Origin of the sequence: Brevundimonas sp., from assembly GCF_016742135.1 — a bacterium.
Lineage (GTDB): Bacteria > Pseudomonadota > Alphaproteobacteria > Caulobacterales > Caulobacteraceae > Brevundimonas.
In genome coordinates, this window is the sequence record NZ_JACVCG010000001.1 from 676433 (window position 1) to 698144 (window position 21712).

Sequence of the window (21712 nt, forward strand, 5' to 3'; positions counted from 1 at the left end):
TCAGGCCAGGGCGTCGGCCAGCCGCAGGAAGCCGGCGACGTCGACGGTTTCGGCCCGGGCGTCCGGTTCGATACCGGCCGCTTCGCACAGGGCCGCTCCGCCGAGCGACTTCAGACTGGAGCGCAGCATCTTGCGACGCTGGCCAAAGGCGGCGGCCGTCACTGTCTCCAGCTTGCGAATTCGGTCTGCGGCCAGCCGTTGCGCATGGGGCACCAGATGCACGACCGCCGAAGCCACCTTGGGCGGCGGGGTGAAGGCGGCGGCCGGCAGGGTCATGACCATCCGCGTCTCGCAAAGGGCCTGGCTGATGACTGCCAGACGTCCGTAAGCCGCGTCTCCGGGCTGGGCCACCACGCGCTGCGCGACTTCCTTCTGGAACATCAGCGTCATGGAGGCCGGGGTCCACGGGCCGGTCAACCACTTGATCAGCAGGGCCGTCCCCACATTGTAGGGCAGGTTTGACACCAGGTGCGCCGGGCCGTCGACCAGGGTCCGCTCATCGACCTTGAGGGCGTCACCCTCGACCAGACGCAGCCGATCGCTGCCGTCGTCCAGCTCGCCAAGCAGGGGCAGGAAACGGGCGTCCTTTTCGATGGCGATCACGTGACCGGCGTCGCTCTCCATCAGGGCGCGTGTCAGACCGCCGGGGCCGGGGCCGACCTCGATCACGGCATCGCCCGCGAACGGTCCGGCCAGCCGGGCGATCTTGCGCGTGACATTCAGGTCCAGCAGGAAATGCTGGCCGAAGCTCTTCTTCGCCATCAGCCCGTGGGCGTCGAGCGATTGGCGCAGGGATGGGAGGTCGCTCATGCTGCGGTGACCCGGCGGTCGGCCATGGCACGGGCCAGATGGAGCGCCGCAGTCAGGCTGTCGGGGCGGGCGATGCCCTTTCCGGCGATATCGAACCCGGTCCCGTGGTCCGGTGAGGTTCGCACGATGGGCAGGCCCAGACTGGCATTCACGCCGCCCCAGAAGTCCAGCGTCTTGACCGGGATCAGCGCCTGATCGTGATACAGGCAGAGCACGGCATCATAGGTCTGGCGGGCCTCGTCGTGGAAAAGAGTGTCGGACGGCCGCGGGTCGCTGATGTTAAGACCTTCGGCCCTTAGTGCGGTGGCCGTGGGGATCAACACCTCCTGCTCCTCAAGGCCGATGGAGCCGCCTTCGCCGGCATGGGGGTTCAGCCCCGCCAGCGCCAGGCGCGGTCGGGGGATGCCGAAATCCCGAATCAGGGCTTCATGGGTCACCCGGGCCACGCGGCTGACCCGTTCGGCGGTGACCAGTTCGGGAACCTGCGACAGGGGCGAATGGATGGTGATCAGACAGGCGCGAAGGTCCCTGGCGGTCAGCATCATCACCGGACCCCGCGTCTGGCTCCAGGGGGCCTCCGCCGTCAGTTCGGCGATGAATTCCGTATGTCCGGGAAAGCGAAACCCGGCCTGGTAGAGCGGGGCCTTGGCGATCGGGGCGGTGACCATGCCTGCGGCAGCACCGTCGAGGCACAGGCGGACAGCCGTCTCGATCCAGCCGGTGATGGCCGGGGCATGCGCGGGATCGGCGCGCCCGGGCGTGACCGGGGTGCTGACAGGCTGATCCAGCACGGGAACGGCGCGATCGAACACACTCGCCGTCGACGCGGGGTCCGTCACCACCTCGACCGGAACATGATCGGCCATCAGCCGCGCATCGCCCACGACCACAAAGGGTGAAGGCCGGGCCTTCCATGCAGCGGCGATGATCTCGGGACCCACGCCGGCCGGTTCGCCCATGGTCAGGGCAAGCGGCGGCACAGGCCGGGTCATCACTTCATCTCGATGAGGGCATCAGCGCGCAGGTCGCGCATATAACGACGGCCCAGCATGGACAGATTGGCACGCAGCAGCTGCGACTCAACATCGCGATAGGTCGGCATGTCCGCCGATCCCACGCGACGACCGCACAGACCGACCAGGTGCAGACCCAGCGGGGTCCGGATCGGTTCGCTGACCTCACCCACCTGGGCCGAACGGGCAAACGGCTGGAACTGCGGTGCAAGGTTCAGCACATCGCTTTCCCCCAGATCAGAGCCCAGCAGGCCCGGCTCCGCAGTGGCGCGCGCCACCATGGTCTGGCAGGTCAGTTGGGGGCGAACGGCCATCAGACGCTGGGCTGCGGCCTCGACCTCGGCTTCGCTCGCGGTTTCGGGCAGTTCGACCATGATCTGGCTGAGCTGCACGAGGCTGGTGGCGGACCCCTCGCGCTTGTCGCGCATGTAGATGATGTAGACGCCGCCCTCGACAACGATGGGGTTGGACAGCTGTCCGATGTCCAGGTTGTCGAACGCCTGTTGCAGGGCCGGGGCGACAGTTCCCTCGACCACCCAGCCGGCATCGCCGCCGCGCACGGCTGTCGGTGCCGCCGAGAATTGCTGGGCCACGGCCTGGAAGGGCGCGCCCTGGATCATCTGCTGGATCAGTTGCTGACCGCCGGAGATCGCGGCCTGCATGCCCCCGACCCGGTTGGCGTCGATATAGATTTCGCCGATCAGATACTGCTTCTTGGAGGCGGCTTCCTCATATTTGCGCAGGTTCTGTTCGACCTGGCTGCGGCTGACACGCGCGCGGCTGGAGAAGCGGCCCCCGACCAGTTCACGCCAGCCAATGGCGGTGCGGATCTGCTCGCGAACCGTGCGGGCGTGGATACCGGCCGAGGCAAGGGCCTGCATATACTGGCCAGGCGTCATGCCGGCCTGTTGGGCCATGGCCGCGATCTCGGAGTCGACTTCTTCATCGGTGATGATCAGGCTCGGGAATTTGGCGATCTCCTGGGCCTGGAGATGCTCGTCGATCAACATGTCCAGGGCTTCGCGCTGGATTTGGGCGATGTTCTCCGCAGTCGGCTGAACCTCGCTCATGACGATGATCAGCAGCATGCGCTGGCGCAGGTCGTAGCCAGTAATGACGCGGTCGTTGACCGTGGCGACAATGCCATCCTGGATCTGGAATTCGGCCTGCTGTACGCGCGGCTGCGCCGGACGGTCAGAGGCCGGGTTCAGTGTGCCCGCCGAGGTGGGAGGGGACTGGGTCTGGGCAAGGGCCGGGCTGGCCAGGGCCAGGAGCGCCGCAACCGCGATCACTGTACGCATGAAACGCATGGTTCGTTCTTATTCCTCATACCGGTTCGGCGCAGGAGCCCTGTTCACTCAGCCCCGTATCGACGTAGATCGGCGCGAGGTCAAACCCGCCGCCCGTGTCTTGTGCCCCGCCTACCAGCGACTTTCGTTCCGATCATAGCCTGACCCTCCAAAAGTGGCGAGGTTTAGGCGGATATAGATGCCGTCAGACGGGCCACTGGGTCTGACCCGGGTATTGTCCCGGCGATAGCCCAGCTCGAACCGGAAGCACTCGTCGTCGAACAGCAGGCCGATTTCGGAGCGGGTGATCAGGTCGCGCTCCAGATCCATGACACCGCGACCGGCGACGCCCCAATTGCCCCAGACGAATTGCTGGCCGCGCAGTTCGATGAACTCATAGTTCCGGTTCAGCGGACCCCCCAGGGGGTTGGAGCGGTCGACGATATAGGTGACCGAGGCGGCATCGCGTCGTCTCCAGCTTGCCTCGACAGAGGCCTCCGCGCGGCGGATGTTGCCCGAGTCGTCCACCGTGGCATGGGCCCAGCCCCGCAGGCCATCGGACGGGGAAAAGCTGCCCTGCACGACCCAGTCAGACGAAGACGAGACCAGGCCGCTGGGATCGTAAAAGGCCGGAGGTGCCAACGGATCCGGATTCGGGATCAGTGATCTCAGCCCGGGTTCCTCGTCATCGCGCCAGCTCTTGCCGATGAACAGGGAGGCCTCGCGGGCCTCGCCCCAAGTGTAGGTTGCCCGTGTTCCCAGCGTCAGGCGAACACCCCCCTCATAGAGATCGTGTCCGGGAAAACGGTCCATGCGGAACAGGGAACTCTCGTCCAGCTCCAGCGTCTGGCTGTCTTCATTGGGGATGCGGGGGTCAAGGTCACTGGCGGTCGACACCGACAGCTGGGCCCGGGGCTCGAGGATCAGGTCTCCACCGCTGGCAAAGGTCTTCAGCAGCGGGTACCGGACATCCAGGCCCGCGCTGAGCCGACCCCGACTGAGGGTTTCGGTTCCGGCGTCGAACGGCGGCGGCAGATCGTCAATGGAATACAGATCCACGCGTCCGTCCACGAACGGCTCCCAGATCACGCCGGCCTGGCTGACCAGCGCGCGACGCCAGTCGAAGCGGCCTGTGATCCGGCGGCTGTCGACCCCCGACAGCCCGGCCGGGACCGGATCGGGAACGACCTCCGGACGCAGCACGGGGCTGCCGACAAAATCATCCCGGAACAGCGCGACCGAGGACCCGCTCAACCGCAATCGACCCCCGAACACAGGGCCTGACGGCTCCCATCGGGCGGTGATCAGCGGAGCGACCACCGGCAGGCTGCTGTCGGCCTCGAATACGTTCAGACCCGGCGCGGCCTCATTGGGAATGGCGACCCTCAGGCTCTGGATGTCGAAGGCCGCGACCGAAACATAGCTGCGCCGCGTCTGGTGCTCGGTATAGAGCTGACTGATCAGGCGGCGCTCGTCCCCATAATACAGGCCGTTGTCGGGATAGGGATTGCGCACGTCGTAGCGGTCGAACAGGGTCTTGTCCGAGATGCGTTCGACCGTGAAGCCCCAGCGCCATGGACCCTCCGGATCGAAGCGCCCCGAGGCGAGCAGATAGCTGCGATGCTCCCGGTCCAGAGGGGTCGGGATGTCGTCGATACCGTCTCCGTCGATATCAAAATCACCAAAGGTCCGCTCATAGGTGTAGCCGCTGCGGACTTCGACCGTGCCGTCCGCAAACCGCCTGCGCCATTGCACATTCAGCAGGGGAGCCACGCGGGTGTTGAACTGGGGGCTGATCAGCCAGTCCTCGGATGGCGAGACGACAAGCAGATAGGGCTGCTCGTACGAAAGACCCCGTTCCTCGTCGAACTCGATGATCGGCACCAGCAGGCCGCTGGCCCGTTCGACCGTCGGATCCGGGTGCCCGAAGAAGGGCAGGTACAGGACCGGGACGCCCCCGATCTTGAAGACGGCATTGCGATACAGGATGGCCCGCAAGTCCTCGTCCTGGACCACGCGCTCGGCCTGGATCGAGATGCTGGGCGTCTTGGGCCGGCCCTCCTCGTCGCAAATGGGGCACGGGGTGAAGAGCGCATAATTCAGCTCGTTCAGCGTGTCCGAGCGCCGCACGGCGGTGGCCGCCATCAGGCTGGCCCCGTTCTCGAGACGGGTGGCGAAATCGACGGCAACGCCGGTCTGAAGATCGTCTTCCAGCTCCAGCAGGGAGGCATAGACCACCGTCCCGTCCGGCGCGACCAGCTCGACTTCGCCCAGGGCGCTGGCGGTCTGGTTCGCCAGATCATAGTCGATGCGACGCGCCTGGAGTGTGTGGTCGCGGAACCGGGCGAAGACCCGGGCTCCGTCCGGAGTGCCCTCGGCGGTCAATATGTCTCCGTCACGGGATACGGAGCCGGCATCCATGTACACGGCCTCGGCGGCCAGGCCATCCGCTGATCCGGCAACAGGAACGGGCGGCGTGGCGTCCTGGGCCCAGGCCTGTCCGGCCAGCAGCAGGGGCCCGCATGCCAGGGTCGCGACGCCCGCCAGCAGACGCCCGCGCAAATGGCTGTGCCGCGCGGCTTCCGGGGGGGACGAAATCCTGTCTTGCTTCACATCAACCTCGAACGGGGCGGCTCAGCCGTCCTCGGTATAGAACAGCAGGGTGAAGGCTGCGAGCCCGGTCAGCACCGGAGGCAACCACGCAGCCAGGAAGGGCGGAATCACCTCTGCCGTCCCGAAGGCCGCGAAGGTCTGATTTACGAAGAAAAAGGCGAAACCGAGGATGACGGCGGCGATCGACATGCGGGCCAGATCCCCCATCCGCATCAGCCGCAGGGAAAAGGCGGCGGCGAGGATCGACATGGCGGCGAACATCAGCGGCGTCGCCAGCAGTTGATGCAGTCGCAGGCGATAGGCGGTCGACGAGAAGCCGGCCTGCTCAACGCGCCGGATCTGTGTCGGCAGGGCCCACAGCGACGTCGACTGGGGCCGGGCGAAGCGAGCAAAGGCTTCGTCCCTTGCCAGACTGGAGGGCAGGTCCAGCCGGGCATAGGAAACAGCCCGCTGACCGGTCTGGGCGCCGACGGCATCGGTCAGCCGCCAGCTACCGGCCGTCAGGGCCGCCGAGGCGGCATCGATCCGCTCGACGAAGCTCAGCGCGCCGTTGTCGCCGACGGTATAGATGAAGACGGTCACGCCCTGCAGCCGCGCGCGGGCACTGTCCTGTTGTTCCGCGCGAATGATCATCTGCCGCTGACTGTTGCCCTCGCGAATCCAGACCGCCCTGGGCTGATCCGCCTCGATCGGGGCAGACGACAGGCGGGCCCGCTCACGCTGGAACAGGCCGTCGCCCCACGCTGCGGCGGGCCCCAGCAGGGTGACCGTCAACACACCGAAGAGCAGCGCAGCGCCGGCGGCCGGCAGGACGAATCTCCAGGCGGAAAGGCCGGCGGCGCGCATGGCGATCAGCTCGCTGCGCCGGTTCAGACCGACGTAGGCGGCCAGCGTTCCGAACAGAAAGACGAAGGGCAGCAGCTGCAGGATGACCGCCGGAGACTTCATGGCCATCAGCCCGAGGATGCGCAGGGCCGACAGGTCAACGTCGGAGCCAACTCCGCGAGAAATTTCGACGAAGTCGATCAACATGATCAGGCTGCCGATCACCGCCAGGGCGATGGTCAGGGCACGGGCCTGCTGGATCAGAACATAACGCTCGATCCGGCCGAGGCTCAGGATGCGGGTGGGCCTGAAGGTCATGTGCCGGCGCCTCGCGGCAACAGGGTCCGGACGTCAAACCATGGCGCGCGGCGACGCCGGGCCGGCCGCCGGAACAGCAGGGCCATTGCGATGGCTGCGACCCCCAGCGGGAAGACGTACTGCAGGACATTCACCCACGGGGTCCACGCTGCGGCCGCTACCAGGCCGTAGCCGAGGATGCGCACCAGCAGGAACGCCGCCGCCGCCTTCGCTATTCTCAACCCGTAGCCGGTGCGGCTGAACGATCCCGCGAGGATGGCCGCCAGCGCCAGCGCCATGGCCGTCAGGGCATAGAGGGGTGAGGCCAGCCGGGAGTGCGCCTCGGCCAAAAGCTCATTGCGGGTGCCGACCGAGGGAATCATTTCCGGACGAGGCATGAACAGGTCACTCAGCCCGAGGTCGGCGGGCTTGAATCGCGGCTGATCCGCCACCTCGGCGAACGCCCCGAGCGGAAACACATAGGTGTCGAACGACAGCAGATTCAGAACACCTGCGGACGAGTAGCGCTGGTTGGAGCCCCCCACCAGGGTCAGCACCGGCTCGCCATCTACCCGGCCAAAGCGCGCCTCCGTGGCATTCCAGGTCTCGGTCGTCTCTCCCCGCTGGATATAGATGAAGAGGTTCTTCAGAAGGCCGTTCTGCTCGATTTCCTGAACGTAGACGGTCAGGCCGTCCGGGCCCTGAACGAACCGGCCTTCCTCGATCAGGAGGGCCGCCAGGTCTGAACGGACCGCAAAGGCCTCGGTGCGCGCGGTGCTCTGTGACCAGGGCTGTATGACCGCATTGATCAACAATCCGAGGACGGCCACGATCAGGGCCAACCGCACGGCCGGGCGGATCATGGCCGTCCGGGTCAGGCCGACCGCCTGGATCGCGGTCAGTTCCTGTTCTCGCTGCAGGCGACTGAGCGCCACCAGGGCTCCGACGAACAGGCCGATCGGCAGGATGACTCCCAGTAACTGCGGGACGGCCAGCAGGGTCAGCTTCAGCATCAGCCACAGGCTCTGACCGCGCTCGACTACGAATTCCAGCTGATCCAGGCTCTGGCTCAGCACACCGATTCCCACCAGCGCGCCGCAGGCCCCGGCGACCGGCAGCAGCAATTGGCGGAAAAGGTAGCCTTGAATCAGGGTCATGCGTGGGAAAATTTCGCCCGGTTGCAGGCTGTGTCGATAACGCGCATCTAATACACGCGGAGGCGCGCAGACGAAACTGAACGTCGCCATTTGTATCAGTGATTGAAACCGGAGTGTCCGCTCCGGGTGGGAGTGCTTATGAAAATCGCCTTTGTCGCCGATCTCGGAAGCCCGCAGGCCCTGGCCCTGATCGTGGGTGAAGGCCGAAAGCTGTGCGACGGCGGGACCGCGCTGGACGGCCAGACGGGCGGCGTCCTCAGCCGGGCCATGCAGGGAAGCCGCTTTACGGGGGGCAAGGGCAAGACCCTTGTGGTCAGTGCGCCGCACGGGCTTGACGCCTCAGTGGTGGTGCTGGCGGGCGTGGGTGAGCGCGAGACCCTGACCGATCTGGCGATCGAGGAGGCAGCTGGTGCCGCCTATCACGCCGTGAAAATGAGCGGTGCCGAAAGCCTGACCGTCGATGCCCGCTCCCTCAGCGCCGACCAGGCTGCGCGCTTGGCCTTTGCCGTGAAGCTGGCCGCCTACCGGTTCGACAAATACCTGACCCGCCAGAAGCCGGACAAGGTTCCGTCGGTGACCGCCCTGACCATCGTCTGTACGGACCCCAAGGCTGCCCAAGCCGCGTTCGGTCCAATGTCGGCGGTGGCTGACGGCGTGATCTTCGCCCGCGACCTGGTGTCGGAGCCGGCCAACGTTCTTTATCCGGAAGAATTCGCCAAACGCTGCAAGGCGCTGGAAAAGCTGGGCCTTGAGGTGGAGGTTCTGGGCGAGAAGGAACTTGAGGCGCTGGGCTTCCGGACCCTGCTGGCCGTGGGCATGGGCAGCCGGCGCGAAAGCCAGGTCGCCATCATGAAATGGAATGGCGGGAAGGCGGGCGACGCGCCCCTGGCCTTTGTTGGCAAGGGTGTCTGCTTCGACACGGGCGGCATCTCGCTGAAGCCGCCCGAGGGCATGGAGGATATGAAGTGGGACATGGGCGGGGCCGCCGCCGTGTCGGGCCTCATGCATGCGCTGGCGGGCCGCAAGGCCAGGGTCAACGCCGTGGGCGTCATCGGCCTGGTCGAGAACATGCCGGACGGCAACGCCCAGCGCCCGGGCGACATCGTCAAATCCCTGTCGGGTCAGACGATCGAGGTCCTGAACACCGACGCCGAGGGACGCCTCCTCCTCGCCGACTGCCTCTGGTACACTCAGGACCGGTTCAAGCCGAAATTCATGATCGATCTGGCGACCCTGACCGGGGCCATGATCGTCGCCCTGGGCCTCGACTATGCCGGGGTCTTCTCGAACGATGATTCCGTGGCCCAACCCATTCTGGACGCGGGCGCCCGGGTCGACGAGAACTTCTGGCGCATGCCGCTCCCAGACCAGTACGACCGGCACATCGATTCTCCGGCCGCTGACGTGAAGAATATGGGCAATGGCCGGGCCGGGGGGTCGATCACCGCCGCCCTGTTCCTGAAGCGCTTCGTCAATGACACCCCGTGGGCGCACATCGACATCGCGCCCACCGCCTGGGTCAGCAAGAGCCAGCGGTCGATCGTGCCGGACGGCGCCGTCGGCTTTGGCGTGCGCGCCCTGGACCGCATGGTCGCCGATTCCTACGAAGGTTGAGGCGGGCCGCGAGGGCAGGGGACCAGGGTCGGCCATGAGCGCAACGGGACCGCAGATCTGGTTCTATCATCTGGAACGGTCGGGCCTGCAGCAGGTGCTCCCGACCCTTCTGGACAAGGTTCTGCAGGCGGACCTGAGGGCCCAGGTCCGGGTCTCCGACCCTGACCTTGCGGCTCGACTGGCGGAGGGGCTGTGGACGTGGCGCGACGACAGTTTTCTCGCCAACGGCCACAGTTCTGGCCCGCATCCCGAGCGACAACCGATCCTGTTCACGTCAGGAACCGACAATCTGAACGGTGCTCAGGCGCTGTTCATCGTCGATGGAGCAGGCTTTGAGCCGACGGAGGATTTCCAACGGTGTTTCATTCTATTCGACGGCCAGGACGAAGAGGCGCTGAAGGCGGCGCGCGAGCGCTGGAAGGCATTCAAGGCGGTCGGCGCGGACATCAGCTACTGGCGGCAGACGCTGGAAGGTCGGTGGGAAAAGGCGGGCTGATCGCCGCCGCCCTGGCGGTGGCGCTCAGCGCCTGTGCGGCCCCCGAGCCGGTGCCGACCCGCCCTGTCGGGGTGGTTGTTCTTCCCGAAGCCGGTACCGACGGGCGCACGCCCTATGCTGAGCAGGCACCCGTGGAGGTTCAGGATCCCAACGACCTGTGCCATGCCAAGCCCTTGCAGTGGCTGGTCGGGCGGGACCGGAGCGAGATCCCCGTGCCGGTGGATCTGACCAACCGCCGGGTGGCCTGTACCACCTGCCCGCGGACCGAGGCGAGGTCGCCGTATCTCCTGAACATCCTCTATGACACGGCCACAAACCGCGTCACCGAAGTCAGCTGCGGATAGGGAACCGCTTCCGAGCCTGCGGCTTTGCCCTGTGAACAAAGGAGTCTGTCTATGTTGCTGCGTTCCTTGATCCTGATGGGGGGCTTCGCCCTGCTGGCTTCCTGCGCCGCCAACCCCGATATGCCCATCCCCGACGGCATGCCCGACACATGCGGTGCCGCAGCATCCCGGGACCTGATCGGGCGGAATGTGGCGGCGGTCAGCTTTCCATCGGATGCCAATGTCCGGGTCGCCTGCACCACCTGCGCGGTGACGCTGGACTATAACCCCGGGCGCATGAACGTCTTCTTCGACCAGAACAGCGGCGTCATCGAGCGCATCACCTGCGGCTGAGCCGACAGGAATTTTTCGACCGGCCTTTATTTCGTCGGAAAAGCGAGTATATCAGCGCGTTCCGCACAGCTCTGTAACGAGTCCGCGCGAAAGCGCCGAGGCCTGGTCCGTTGCCCTCCGACCGGTGCGAAGGCGCGCTCCTCCCCAAGGGAGCCGACATGACGGGTGTCCTGATCGCCGAGGCCGACGGCCCGCGATCGAGGGTGGACGCCGACAACCGTAAGGCCCGGGACCGCCGTCGGCGGCCGCGGGTCGTTGCTTTGACTGCGGGCCGCCCGGCCTGCTGATTGGGAAACAGGAATGGCCAAATCCTTCGACGGTCTCGCCCTCACGGCTCAGATCGCCTCCGCCACGTCGTTCACCGGCAAGAAGCGCATCCGCAAATCCTTCGGTCGCATCCCTGAAGCGGTGCAGATGCCGAACCTGATCGAGGTGCAGCGCGCCTCCTACGAGCAGTTCCTGCAACGCGAGGTTCGCCCGGGCGAGCGCATCGACCAGGGCATTGAAGCCGTCTTCAAGTCCGTCTTTCCGATCAAGGACTTCAACGAGCGCGCCGTGCTCGAATACGTGTCCTATGAGTTTGAGCCGCCGAAGTACGACGTTGAGGAGTGCATCCAGCGCGACATGACCTATGCCGCGCCGCTCAAGGTCAAGCTGCGCCTGATCGTGTTCGAGACGGACGAGGAAACCGGCGCCCGGTCGGTCAAGGACATCAAGGAGCAGGACGTCTACATGGGCGATATCCCGCTCATGACGGACAAGGGCACCTTCACCGTCAACGGCACCGAGCGCGTCATCGTCTCCCAGATGCACCGTTCGCCGGGCGTCTTCTTCGACCACGACAAGGGCAAGACCCACTCGTCCGGCAAGCTGCTGTTCGCGGCCCGGGTGATCCCCTATCGCGGCTCGTGGCTGGACTTTGAGTTCGACGCCAAGGACATCGTCTACGTCCGTATCGACCGCCGCCGCAAACTGCCCGCCACGACCTTCCTGATGGCGCTGGGGATGGACGGCGAGGACATCCTCAAGACCTTCTACGAGACCGTCCCCTACGAAAAGCGTGGCGATACCTGGGTCACCCCCTACAAGCCCGAACGCTGGCGCGGTGTGAAGCCGGAATTCGACCTGATCGACGCCGACACCGGCGAGGTCGTGGCTGCTGCCGGCACCAAGATCAGCGCCCGCGCCGCCAAGAAGCTGGGCGAGACGGTCAAGTCGCTGTCGCTGACGCCGGACGCCCTGGTCACCAAATATCTGGCCGCCGACGCGGTCAATATGGAGAACGGCGAGATCTACGCCGAGGCCGGGGACGAGCTGGACACCGCCACCATCGACCTGCTGGTCGAGAACGGCTTCACCACGCTCGACATTCTGGATATCGACCACGTCACGGTCGGTGCCTATATGCGCAACACCCTGCGCGTGGACAAGAATTCGAGCCGCGAGGAAGCGCTGTTCGACATCTATCGCGTGATGCGTCCGGGCGAGCCGCCGACCCCGGAAGCCGCCGAAGCGATGTTCAACTCGCTGTTCTTCGACTCGGAACGCTACGACCTCAGCTCGGTCGGTCGCGTGAAGATGAACATGCGCCTTGAGACCCCGGAAGTCGGCGACGAAATCCGTGTGCTGCGCAAGGAAGACGTGCTGAAGGTGCTGCAGATCCTGGTGGGTCTGAAGGACGGTCAGGGCGAGATCGACGACATCGACAACCTGGGCAACCGCCGGGTGCGTTCGGTCGGCGAACTGCTGGAGAACCAGTACCGCGTGGGCCTGCTGCGCATGGAGCGCGCCATCAAGGAGCGCATGTCCTCGGTCGATATCGACACGGTCATGCCGCACGACCTGATCAACGCCAAGCCGGCGGCCGCGGCCGTGCGCGAGTTCTTCGGCAGCTCGCAGCTGTCGCAGTTCATGGACCAGACCAACCCGCTGTCCGAGATCACTCACAAGCGTCGCCTGTCGGCGCTTGGGCCGGGCGGTCTGACGCGCGAGCGCGCGGGCTTTGAGGTCCGCGACGTGCACCCGACCCACTATGGCCGGATCTGCCCGATCGAAACGCCGGAAGGCCCGAACATCGGCCTGATCAACTCGCTGGCCACCCATGCCCGGGTCAACAAATACGGCTTTATCGAGAGCCCCTACCGCCGCATCAAGGACGGCAAGGCCACCGACGAGGTCGTCTACATCTCGGCGATGGAAGAGGCCAAGCACGTCATCGCCCAGGCGAACATCGAGCTGAAGGACGGCGAGATCGCCGAAGATCTGGTCCCGGGCCGGATCAACGGGGAATCGCAGCTGCTGCCCAAGGACGCGGTCGACATGATGGACGTGTCGCCGAAGCAGGTGGTGTCGGTCGCCGCCGCCCTGATCCCGTTCCTGGAAAACGATGACGCCAACCGGGCGCTGATGGGCGCCAACATGCAACGTCAGGCCGTGCCGCTGGTGCAGTCGGACGCGCCGCTGGTCGGCACCGGCATGGAGGCGGTCGTGGCTGTCGACTCCGGCGCCGTCGTGGTCGCCAAGCGCGACGGTATCGTCGAGCAGATCGACGGCACCCGGATCGTGGTGCGCGCGACGAACGAGGCCGACGCCGGACGGTCGGGCGTCGACATCTATCGCCTGTCCAAGTTCCAGCGTTCGAACCAGTCGACCTGCATCAACCAGCGCCCGATCGTGCGTGTGGGTGACGAGGTCAAGGTCGGTGACGTGATCGCGGACGGTCCCTCGACCGATCTCGGCGAACTGGCGCTGGGCCGTAACGCTCTTGTCGCCTTCATGCCGTGGAATGGCTACAACTTCGAGGACTCGATCCTGATCTCGGAGCGCATCGTGCGCGACGACGTCTTCACCTCGATCCACCTCGAGGAGTTCGAGGTCATGGCCCGCGACACCAAGCTGGGGCCGGAAGAAATCACCCGCGACATCCCGAACGTCGGCGAGGAGGCCCTGCGCAACCTCGACGAGGCCGGCATCGTCGCCATCGGTGCCGAGGTCCAGCCGGGTGACATCCTGTGCGGCAAGGTTACGCCCAAGGGCGAAAGCCCGATGACCCCGGAAGAGAAGCTGCTGCGCGCCATCTTCGGCGAAAAGGCTTCGGACGTCCGCGACACCTCGCTGCGCCTGCCGCCCGGCGTTGCCGGCACGGTGGTCGATGTGCGGGTCTTCAACCGTCACGGCGTCGACAAGGACGAGCGCGCGGTCGCCATCGAACGCGCCGAGATCGAGCGTCTGGGCAAGGACCGCGACGACGAGCTGGCCATCCTGGAACGCAACGTCTACGGCCGCCTCAAGCCCCTGCTGCTGGGCAAGAATGCTGTCTCGGGTCCGAAGGGGCTGGGCCGCGGCGAGGTCACCGAGGACAAGCTGGGCGACCTGTCGCGCGGCCTGTGGTGGCAGATTGCTCTGGACGACGAAAAGGCAATGGGCGAGCTCGAGGCCATGAAGAAGCAGTTCGAGGACGCCCGCAAGGCGCTCGATCGCCGCTTCGAGGACAAGGTCGAGAAGCTGCAACGCGGTGACGAACTGCCCCCGGGCGTGATGAAGATGGTCAAGGTCTTCGTGGCCGTGAAGCGCAAGCTGCAGCCCGGCGACAAGATGGCCGGCCGCCACGGCAACAAGGGCGTCATCTCCAAGATCCTGCCGATCGAGGACATGCCGTACCTGGAAGACGGTACGTCGGTCGACATCGTGCTGAACCCGCTGGGCGTGCCCTCGCGCATGAACATCGGCCAGATCTTCGAAACCCACCTGGGATGGGCGGCTGCGGGCCTTGGCAAGCAGATCGCCGGCCTGCTGGATGACTGGCAGCACGGCGGTCAGAAGAAGGCCCTGGTCGAACGTCTGATCGACATCTACGGCAAGGAAACCCCGCTGCCGGACGATGAAGAGGACCTGATCGAACTGGCCCGGAACCTGTCGAAGGGCGTGCCCTTCGCCACGCCGGTGTTCGACGGGGCCAACATCGGTGACATCGAGCGTCTGCTGGTCGAGGCCGGTCTGGAGAAGTCGGGTCAGTCGATCCTGTACGACGGCCAGACGGGCGATCGCTTCAAGCGTCCGGTGACCGTCGGCTACATCTACATGCTGAAGCTGCACCACCTGGTGGACGACAAGATCCACGCCCGCTCGATCGGCCCGTACTCCCTGGTCACCCAGCAGCCGCTGGGCGGCAAGGCGCAGTTCGGCGGACAGCGCTTCGGCGAGATGGAGGTCTGGGCGCTGGAAGCTTACGGCGCTGCCTACACCCTGCAGGAGATGCTGACGGTCAAGTCCGACGACGTGGCCGGCCGCACCAAGGTCTATGAAGCCATCGTCCGCGGCGACGACAGCTTCGAGGCCGGCATTCCCGAGAGCTTCAACGTGCTCATCAAGGAAATGCGCTCGCTGGGTCTGAACGTGGAGCTGGAGAATTCGTGAGTGACGAGTGACGAGTGACGTGTGGCGAGCCAGCCTCGCCCGCGTCCTCCAGTCATTACTCGCCACCCACCACTCGCCACCCGCCACCAATCGTTTTCGCGGCATGAGCCGCAGCTAAGGAACTGAGATGAACCAGGACGTCCTGAACATCTTCAACCCGGTCCCGGTCACCCCGACCTTCGACCAGATCAAGATCGCCCTGGCCTCGCCGGAGAAGATCCGGTCGTGGTCGTTCGGCGAGATCAAAAAGCCGGAAACCATCAACTACCGTACGTTCAAGCCCGAGCGTGACGGCCTGTTCTGCGCCCGTATCTTTGGCCCGACCAAGGATTACGAATGCCTGTGCGGCAAGTACAAGCGCATGAAGTACAAGGGCATTATCTGCGAGAAGTGCGGCGTGGAGGTCACCCTGGCCCGCGTCCGTCGCGAGCGGATGGGCCACATCGACCTGGCCGCGCCGGTCGCCCACATCTGGTTCCTGAAGTCGCTGCCGTCGCGCATCTCGCTGATGCTCGACATGGCGCTGAAGGACGTCGAGCGCGTCCTCTATTTCGAGAACTACATCGTCACCGAGCCGGGCCTGACCCCGCTGAAGCAGAACCAGCTGCTGACCGAAGACGAATTCTATCGCTACCAGGAAGAGTTCGGCGATGACGGCTTCACGGCCGAGATCGGCGCCGAGGCCGTCCGCAACCTGCTGATGGGCATCGACCTGCACGCCGAGGCCGAAAAGCACCGCGCGGAACTGGCTGACAGCCCTTCGGAAATGAAGGCCAAGAAGGCCTCCAAGCGCCTGAAGCTGATCGAGGCCTTTCTCGAGTCGGGCAACAAGCCCGAGTGGATGGTGCTGACCATCGTTCCGGTCATTCCGCCGGAACTGCGCCCGCTGGTGCCGCTGGACGGTGGCCGCTTCGCCACCTCGGACCTGAACGACCTGTACCGCCGCGTCATCAACCGGAACAACCGCCTGAAGCGCCTGATGGAGCTGCGCGCGCCGGACATCATCATCCGCAACGAAAAGCGGATGCTGCAGGAATCGGTCGACGCCCTGTTCGACAACGGCCGCCGTGGCCGCGTCATCACCGGCGCCAACAAGCGCCCGCTCAAGTCGCTGGCCGACATGCTGAAGGGCAAGCAGGGCCGCTTCCGCCAGAACCTGCTGGGCAAGCGCGTCGACTATTCGGGCCGTTCGGTCATCGTCGTGGGCCCGGACCTCAAGCTGCACGAGTGCGGCCTGCCCAAGAAGATGGCGCTCGAGCTGTTCAAGCCGTTCATCTACGCGCGTCTGGACGCCAAGGGCCTGTCGGGCACCGTCAAACAGTCCAAGCGCATGGTCGAGCGCGAGCAGCCCCAGGTCTGGGACATCCTCGAGGAAGTCATCCGCGAGCACCCGGTTCTGCTAAACCGCGCGCCGACGCTTCACCGTCTGGGCATCCAGGCGTTCGAGCCCAAGCTGATCGAGGGCAAGGCCATCCAGCTGCACCCGCTGGTCTGCGCCGCCTTCAACGCCGACTTCGACGGCGACCAGATGGCCGTGCACGTCCCGCTGAGCCTCGAGGCCCAGCTGGAAGCGCGCGTTCTGATGATGTCGACCAACAACATCCTGTCGCCGGCCAACGGCAAGCCGATCATCGTGCCGTCGCAGGATATCGTGCTGGGCCTGTACTATCTGTCGCTGGTCAAGGACGGTGAGCCGGGCGAGGGCAAGCTGTTCGCCAACATCGGCGAGATCGATGCCGCGCTCGACGCCGGTGTCGTCAGCCTGCACACCCGCATCAAGGCCCGCTGGACCGAGATGAATGCCGACGGCGAGCTGGTCACCCGGGTGATCGACTCCACCCCGGGCCGGATGAAGCTGGGCGCGATCCTGCCCAAGAATCCGAACGTCGGTTACCGGCTGCTGGAAAAGAACCTGACCAAGAAGGAAATCGGCAATCTGATCGACGTGGTCTATCGCCACTGCGGCCAGAAGGCGACGGTGATCTTCGCCGACCAGATGATGGGCCTGGGCTTCCGCGAGGCGGCCAAGGCGGGAATCTCGTTCGGCAAGGACGACATCGTGATTCCGCGGAAGAAGGTCGGGATCGTCGCCGAGACCCGCACCCAGGTCGAGGAATACGAGCAGCAGTACGCCGATGGCCTCATCACCAAGGGCGAGAAGTACAACAAGGTCGTTGACGCCTGGGCCAAGTCCACGGACCGGATCGCCGACGCCATGATGGCCGAAATCGCCCAGCCGCGCGTGCTGGCCGAGGGCGAGCGCCCCGACATCAACTCGGTCTACATGATGGCCAACTCCGGCGCCCGCGGTTCGCAGGCCCAGATGAAGCAGTTGGGCGGCATGCGCGGCCTGATGGCCAAGCCGTCGGGCGAGATCATCGAGACGCCGATCGTGTCGAACTTCAAGGAAGGTCTGACCGTCCTTGAATACTTCAACTCGACCCACGGCGCCCGCAAGGGTCTGGCCGATACCGCGCTGAAGACCGCCAACTCGGGTTATCTGACCCGTCGTCTGGTGGACGTGGCGCAGGACTCGATCGTCACCGAGGAGGACTGTGGCTCCACGCGGGGCATCACCCTGCGGGCCGTGGTCGAAGGCGGTGACGTCCTCGTCTCGCTGGGGCAGCGCGTGCTGGGCCGTTACGCGGCCGAGGACATCAAGGAGCCGGGTTCCGACACGGTTCTGCTGCCCGCCGACACCTATCTCCAGGAAGAGGAAGTCGAGATCCTGGAAGCGGCCGGCGTACAGGCGGTCAAGGTCCGGTCGGCCCTGACCTGTGAAGCCGAAGCCGGCATCTGCGGACACTGCTATGGCCGTGACCTGGCCCGCGGCACCAACGTCAACATCGGGGAAGCGGTCGGTGTCATCGCCGCCCAGTCGATCGGCGAGCCGGGCACCCAGCTGACGATGCGGACCTTCCACATCGGTGGTACCGCCCAGGTGGCCGAGACCTCCTTCATGGAGGCGACCAATGCGGGCACGATCAAGATCACCGGCCCGACCGTCAAGGCGGCGCACGGCGACCTGATGGCCATGAGCCGCAACGTCGTCGTCACCGTCGTCGTCGACGGCAAGGATCGTGAGACGCACAAGGCTCCCTATGGTGCCCGTATCCGGGTGACCGAAGGCGCCGAGGTCACGCGCGGCCAGCGACTGGCCGAGTGGGACCCCTACACCACGCCGATCCTGACCGAAGTGGGAGGCACCATCCGTTTCGAGGATCTGGTCGAGTCCCTGTCGTTCCGCGAGGAAACCGACGAGGCGACCGGTATCGCCCAGCGGGTGGTGGTCGACTGGCGCGCCAATCCGCGCGGCTCTGACCTGCGTCCGGCCATGGGCATCACCAGCGGCGATGCCTACGCCAAGCTGGCCTCGGGTGCTGACGCCCGCTACCTGCTGCCGGTGGGTGCGGTTCTGTCCGTGTCGAACGGGGATGTGGTCAAGCCGGGCGAGATCATCGCCCGCGTTCCGACCGAAGGCGCCAAGACGCGCGACATCACCGGCGGTCTGCCGCGGGTGGCCGAGCTGTTCGAGGCCCGTCGTCCCAAGGACTGCGCCGTCATCGCCGAAATGGATGGCCGCGTGGAATTCGGGCGCGATTACAAGAACAAGCGCCGGATCAAGATCACCCCGGAAGTGGATGCCGACGGCAACCAGGCCGAGGCGGTCGAGTTCCTGATCCCCAAGGGCAAGCACATCTCCGTCCACGACGGCGATCTGATCCAGAAGGGCGACTACATCATCGACGGCAACCCCGATCCGCACGATCTGCTGCGCATCCAGGGCGTCGAGGCGCTGGCCGAGTATCTGGTGAACGAGGTGCAGGAGGTTTACCGACTGCAGGGCGTGCCGATCAACGACAAGCACATCGAGGTGATCGTCCGCCAGATGCTGCAGAAGGTCGAAATCCTGGATTCGGGTGAGACCACCCTGATCAAGGGCGACCACGTCGACATCCCCGAGGTCGAGGCCGAAAACGCCAAGGTCCTCAAGCGCAAGGGGCGTCCGGCGATCACCCAGCCGGTCCTGCTGGGCATCACCAAGGCGTCGCTGCAGACCCGCAGCTTCATCTCTGCGGCGTCCTTCCAGGAGACCACCCGTGTGCTGACCGATGCCTCGGTCAACGGCAAGGTCGACAATCTGGAAGGCCTGAAGGAGAACGTCATCGTGGGCCGCCTGATCCCGGCGGGCACGGGGGCCTATCTGCGCTCGCTGCAGAAGGTCGCCAACCAGCGCGATGCCGAACTCACGGACGCCCGCGAGGCCGCGGTCGAGGCCCTGCCGGCCGATCTGGCCGCCGAGCTGGAAGAGACCGAAGGCTGATTTCAGCCCGACGGACGAAATGAAGCGGGGCGGTGTCGAAAGGCACCGCCCTTTTTCTTAGCCGCCGCCGGGGGTCCGGCGACGGTCGTGGCCGTCCAGCCCTTCGTCGAGGGTGTCATTGGTGTCCTGTCGAAAGCCGGGGTCCAGATGCGCGCCGGGGCAGCCGATACCGAAGTTCGATCCGGGGCAGTCGCCCACCCCCGTCACCCCTGTGCCGCCCGCCAGCGGCCTGCGGCGGGCCTCATAGGCTTCCATCTCGCGTCGGCCCTCGGCGGCGAAGCGGGCGTCGCGCGCGGCATTGCCGCTGCCGGAGATGGGTCTCGCCCGGGCTGCGCCTTCGTTGAAGGCCTCGTCGCAGAGGGCCTGCTCGGCGGCGGACATGCGGCCATTCCGGGCATTGCAGCCGAGCGTGCTGGTCCGCAGGCTGCGAGCCACACGGCCACCCTCGGTCTCGGGCTGCACGGCCCACTCTGATGATTGACGCGCGGGCAGGCCCGGTGGCGTGGGTCGGGTGACCGGGGCCTCGTCATCATCATCCTCGGGGCGAGCCAGGGGCTCGGTCACGCGCATCGGGCGGTCAGCAGCCGCAGCCAGGGGGGCTGTGCTGTTCAAAGGTGCCGTCCGGGGCGGTCTGGGCCGCTCTCCCTTCAGCAGGGGACGCGGCTCGATTTCGAGATAGATCGGAGGCGTGTAGGGCCGTGTCTGGACCGGCGGGTCGAAGGTTCCCGTGGCCAACAAGCCCAGGACAATGGCATGGGCCAGAACCGACCCGGCCATTACAAGCGAGTTGCGGACCCGGGGCCTTGCCACCGCAGCGGTGATCGCCTTCAGTCGTCTGGATCGGATCACGTCTGGCAGCCTCCCCGGTCAGGGGAGACAAGCGGGCAACCGTGGCCAGGTTGGGGCTGAAATGAGGGCCTATTCGCGGCGAAGCGCCTCAATCGGGTCCAGCTGGGCCGCGCGCCAGGCCGGATAGGCCCCGAACACCACGCCGACAAAGGTGGAAAATCCGATGGCGAGCGGCGCGGCCCAGGCTGGAATCGCCGCGGGCCAGTCCCCGAATTTAGACATCAGCAGAGCACCCCCGACGCCCAGGACGAGGCCCAGTAGCCCACCGAGCAGGGACAAGGTCACCGATTCCAGCGCGAACTGGGTCAGCACATCGCCGCGCCGCGCTCCGATGGCCATCCGCAGGCCGATCTCGCGCGTGCGCTCCGTCACCGACACCAGCATGATGTTCATGATCCCGACGCCGCCGACCACCAGCGAGACCCCGGCCACCGCAGCCAGCAGGATGGTAAAGGTCGCGGTCGAGGACTGGGCGGCTTCCTGGATCGAGGTCAGGTTCTGCACATTGAAGTCGTCTTCCTGACCCGGGCGGATCCGGTGCCGCTCACGCAGCAGCTCGGCCACGTCCTGCTCCAGACGATAAAGGGCGTTCTCGTCGACCGCCTTGAGATAGATCTGGTTGACGCTGTTGCCCCGCGAGCCCGCGCCCCGGCCAATGACGCGGCTGCGGGCCGCATCCAGCGGAATGACCACGATGTCGTCCTGGTCCTGGAATCCGGACTGGCCTTTCTCGCCGAGCACACCGACGACGGTGAAGGGGATGGGGCCGATGCGCATGCGCTGGCCCACGGGATCGACCCCCTCGCCGAATAGTTCGCGCACGACCGTCTGGCCCAGCACGGCGACCTTGCGCCCGCTGTCGGCGGCGGCCTGATCGAACATCTGGCCCGAGACGATTTCCAGATCGCGCGCCACCAGATAGTCGGGCGTGACCCCCTCGATCCGGCTGGACCAGTTGGCGCCCTGATAGACCAGCTGCGCGCCGCCATTGATTGCCGGTGACACCGCCCTGACCCCCTCGAGAGTCCGCATGGCCAGGGCGTCGTCCACGGTCAGGCTGGCACCCGATCCGCCACCGCCCCGGACGAATCCCCCGCCCGCCCCGCGAGGGGCACCCGGTCGGATGACCAGCATATTGGTGCCCAGACTGGACAGGGCTTCCTCGACGCGCTGTTGGGCCCCCAGACCGATCGAGGTCATCATGATGACCGCCGCCACGCCGATCACGACCCCCAGGGAGGTCAGGGCCGAGCGCATCGGGTGGGCGGCGATGGCCCCCACGGCAAAGCGGACCAGTTCAAGCGGGCTCATGGTGCTGCCCGTGACGGGATG

The 21712-nt window shown here is 66.0% G+C and carries 14 protein-coding genes; 6 read left to right on the top strand and 8 right to left on the bottom strand.

The genetic code is table 11. The features are described from left to right. The 6 genes from rsmA to IBJ06_RS03365 all read right to left on the bottom strand — a co-directional run bounded on the left by rsmA (position 1) and on the right by IBJ06_RS03365 (position 8004). On the bottom strand, positions 1–810 hold the full coding sequence (gene rsmA, locus IBJ06_RS03340; RefSeq protein ID WP_292157212.1) for a 16S rRNA (adenine(1518)-N(6)/adenine(1519)-N(6))-dimethyltransferase RsmA: 810 nt from the start codon (positions 808–810) through the stop codon (positions 1–3). Beyond that, positions 807–1802, bottom strand: coding sequence for a 4-hydroxythreonine-4-phosphate dehydrogenase PdxA (gene pdxA / locus IBJ06_RS03345; protein WP_292157214.1), 996 nt, complete (start codon positions 1800–1802; stop codon positions 807–809). Before pdxA ends, rsmA begins: the two co-directional genes overlap by 4 nt. Continuing rightward, on the bottom strand, positions 1802–3124 hold the full coding sequence (locus IBJ06_RS03350) for a peptidylprolyl isomerase (protein ID WP_292157215.1): 1323 nt from the start codon (positions 3122–3124) through the stop codon (positions 1802–1804). The genes pdxA and IBJ06_RS03350 overlap by 1 nt, the downstream gene beginning before the upstream one ends. A gap of 120 nt (positions 3125–3244) precedes the next feature. Then, a complete protein-coding gene (gene lptD, locus IBJ06_RS03355; RefSeq protein WP_292157217.1) occupies positions 3245–5674 on the bottom strand; it encodes an LPS assembly protein LptD in 2430 nt (809 codons plus the stop codon). Between the two features lie 72 nt (positions 5675–5746). After that, positions 5747–6868 carry an LPS export ABC transporter permease LptG gene (gene lptG / locus IBJ06_RS03360; RefSeq protein ID WP_292157219.1) on the bottom strand — a complete coding sequence of 374 codons (1122 nt, stop codon included), beginning with the start codon at positions 6866–6868 and terminating at the stop codon, positions 5747–5749. Beyond that, positions 6865–8004: an LptF/LptG family permease gene (locus IBJ06_RS03365; protein ID WP_292157221.1), complete on the bottom strand. Its 1140-nt coding sequence runs from the start codon at positions 8002–8004 to the stop codon at positions 6865–6867. Before IBJ06_RS03365 ends, lptG begins: the two co-directional genes overlap by 4 nt. 138 nt (positions 8005–8142) lie before the next feature. Here IBJ06_RS03365 and IBJ06_RS03370 point away from each other — a divergent pair, with 138 nt between their 5' ends. The 6 genes from IBJ06_RS03370 to rpoC all read left to right on the top strand — a co-directional run bounded on the left by IBJ06_RS03370 (position 8143) and on the right by rpoC (position 19531). Further along, the gene (locus IBJ06_RS03370; protein ID WP_292157223.1) at positions 8143–9618 is read left to right on the top strand and encodes a leucyl aminopeptidase; all 1476 of its coding nucleotides are present in this window, start codon (positions 8143–8145) and stop codon (positions 9616–9618) included. 34 nt (positions 9619–9652) lie between these two features. Beyond that, a complete protein-coding gene (locus IBJ06_RS03375; protein WP_292157225.1) occupies positions 9653–10114 on the top strand; it encodes a DNA polymerase III subunit chi in 462 nt (153 codons plus the stop codon). Beyond that, positions 10096–10458 (top strand): hypothetical protein, encoded by a 363-nt coding sequence (locus IBJ06_RS03380; RefSeq protein ID WP_292157227.1) that lies wholly within the window; start codon positions 10096–10098, stop codon positions 10456–10458. The genes IBJ06_RS03375 and IBJ06_RS03380 overlap by 19 nt, the downstream gene beginning before the upstream one ends. Positions 10459–10509: 51 nt before the next feature. Next, on the top strand, positions 10510–10791 hold the full coding sequence (locus IBJ06_RS03385; protein WP_292157229.1) for an I78 family peptidase inhibitor: 282 nt from the start codon (positions 10510–10512) through the stop codon (positions 10789–10791). A 300-nt stretch (positions 10792–11091) separates the two neighbouring features. Beyond that, on the top strand, positions 11092–15207 hold the full coding sequence (gene rpoB / locus IBJ06_RS03390) for a DNA-directed RNA polymerase subunit beta (RefSeq protein WP_292157231.1): 4116 nt from the start codon (positions 11092–11094) through the stop codon (positions 15205–15207). Positions 15208–15334: 127 nt separating this feature from the next. After that, entirely contained in the window at positions 15335–19531 is a 4197-nt protein-coding gene (gene rpoC, locus IBJ06_RS03395) for a DNA-directed RNA polymerase subunit beta' (protein ID WP_292157233.1), read from the top strand. A gap of 57 nt (positions 19532–19588) precedes the next feature. Here rpoC and IBJ06_RS03400 read toward each other — a convergent pair whose 3' ends face one another. Both IBJ06_RS03400 and IBJ06_RS03405 read right to left on the bottom strand, forming a co-directional pair. Further along, positions 19589–20380 (bottom strand): hypothetical protein, encoded by a 792-nt coding sequence (locus IBJ06_RS03400; RefSeq protein ID WP_292157234.1) that lies wholly within the window; start codon positions 20378–20380, stop codon positions 19589–19591. Between the two features lie 69 nt (positions 20381–20449). Continuing rightward, entirely contained in the window at positions 20450–21691 is a 1242-nt protein-coding gene (locus tag IBJ06_RS03405) for an ABC transporter permease (RefSeq protein ID WP_292157236.1), read from the bottom strand. Positions 21692–21712: the final 21 nt, after the last annotated feature.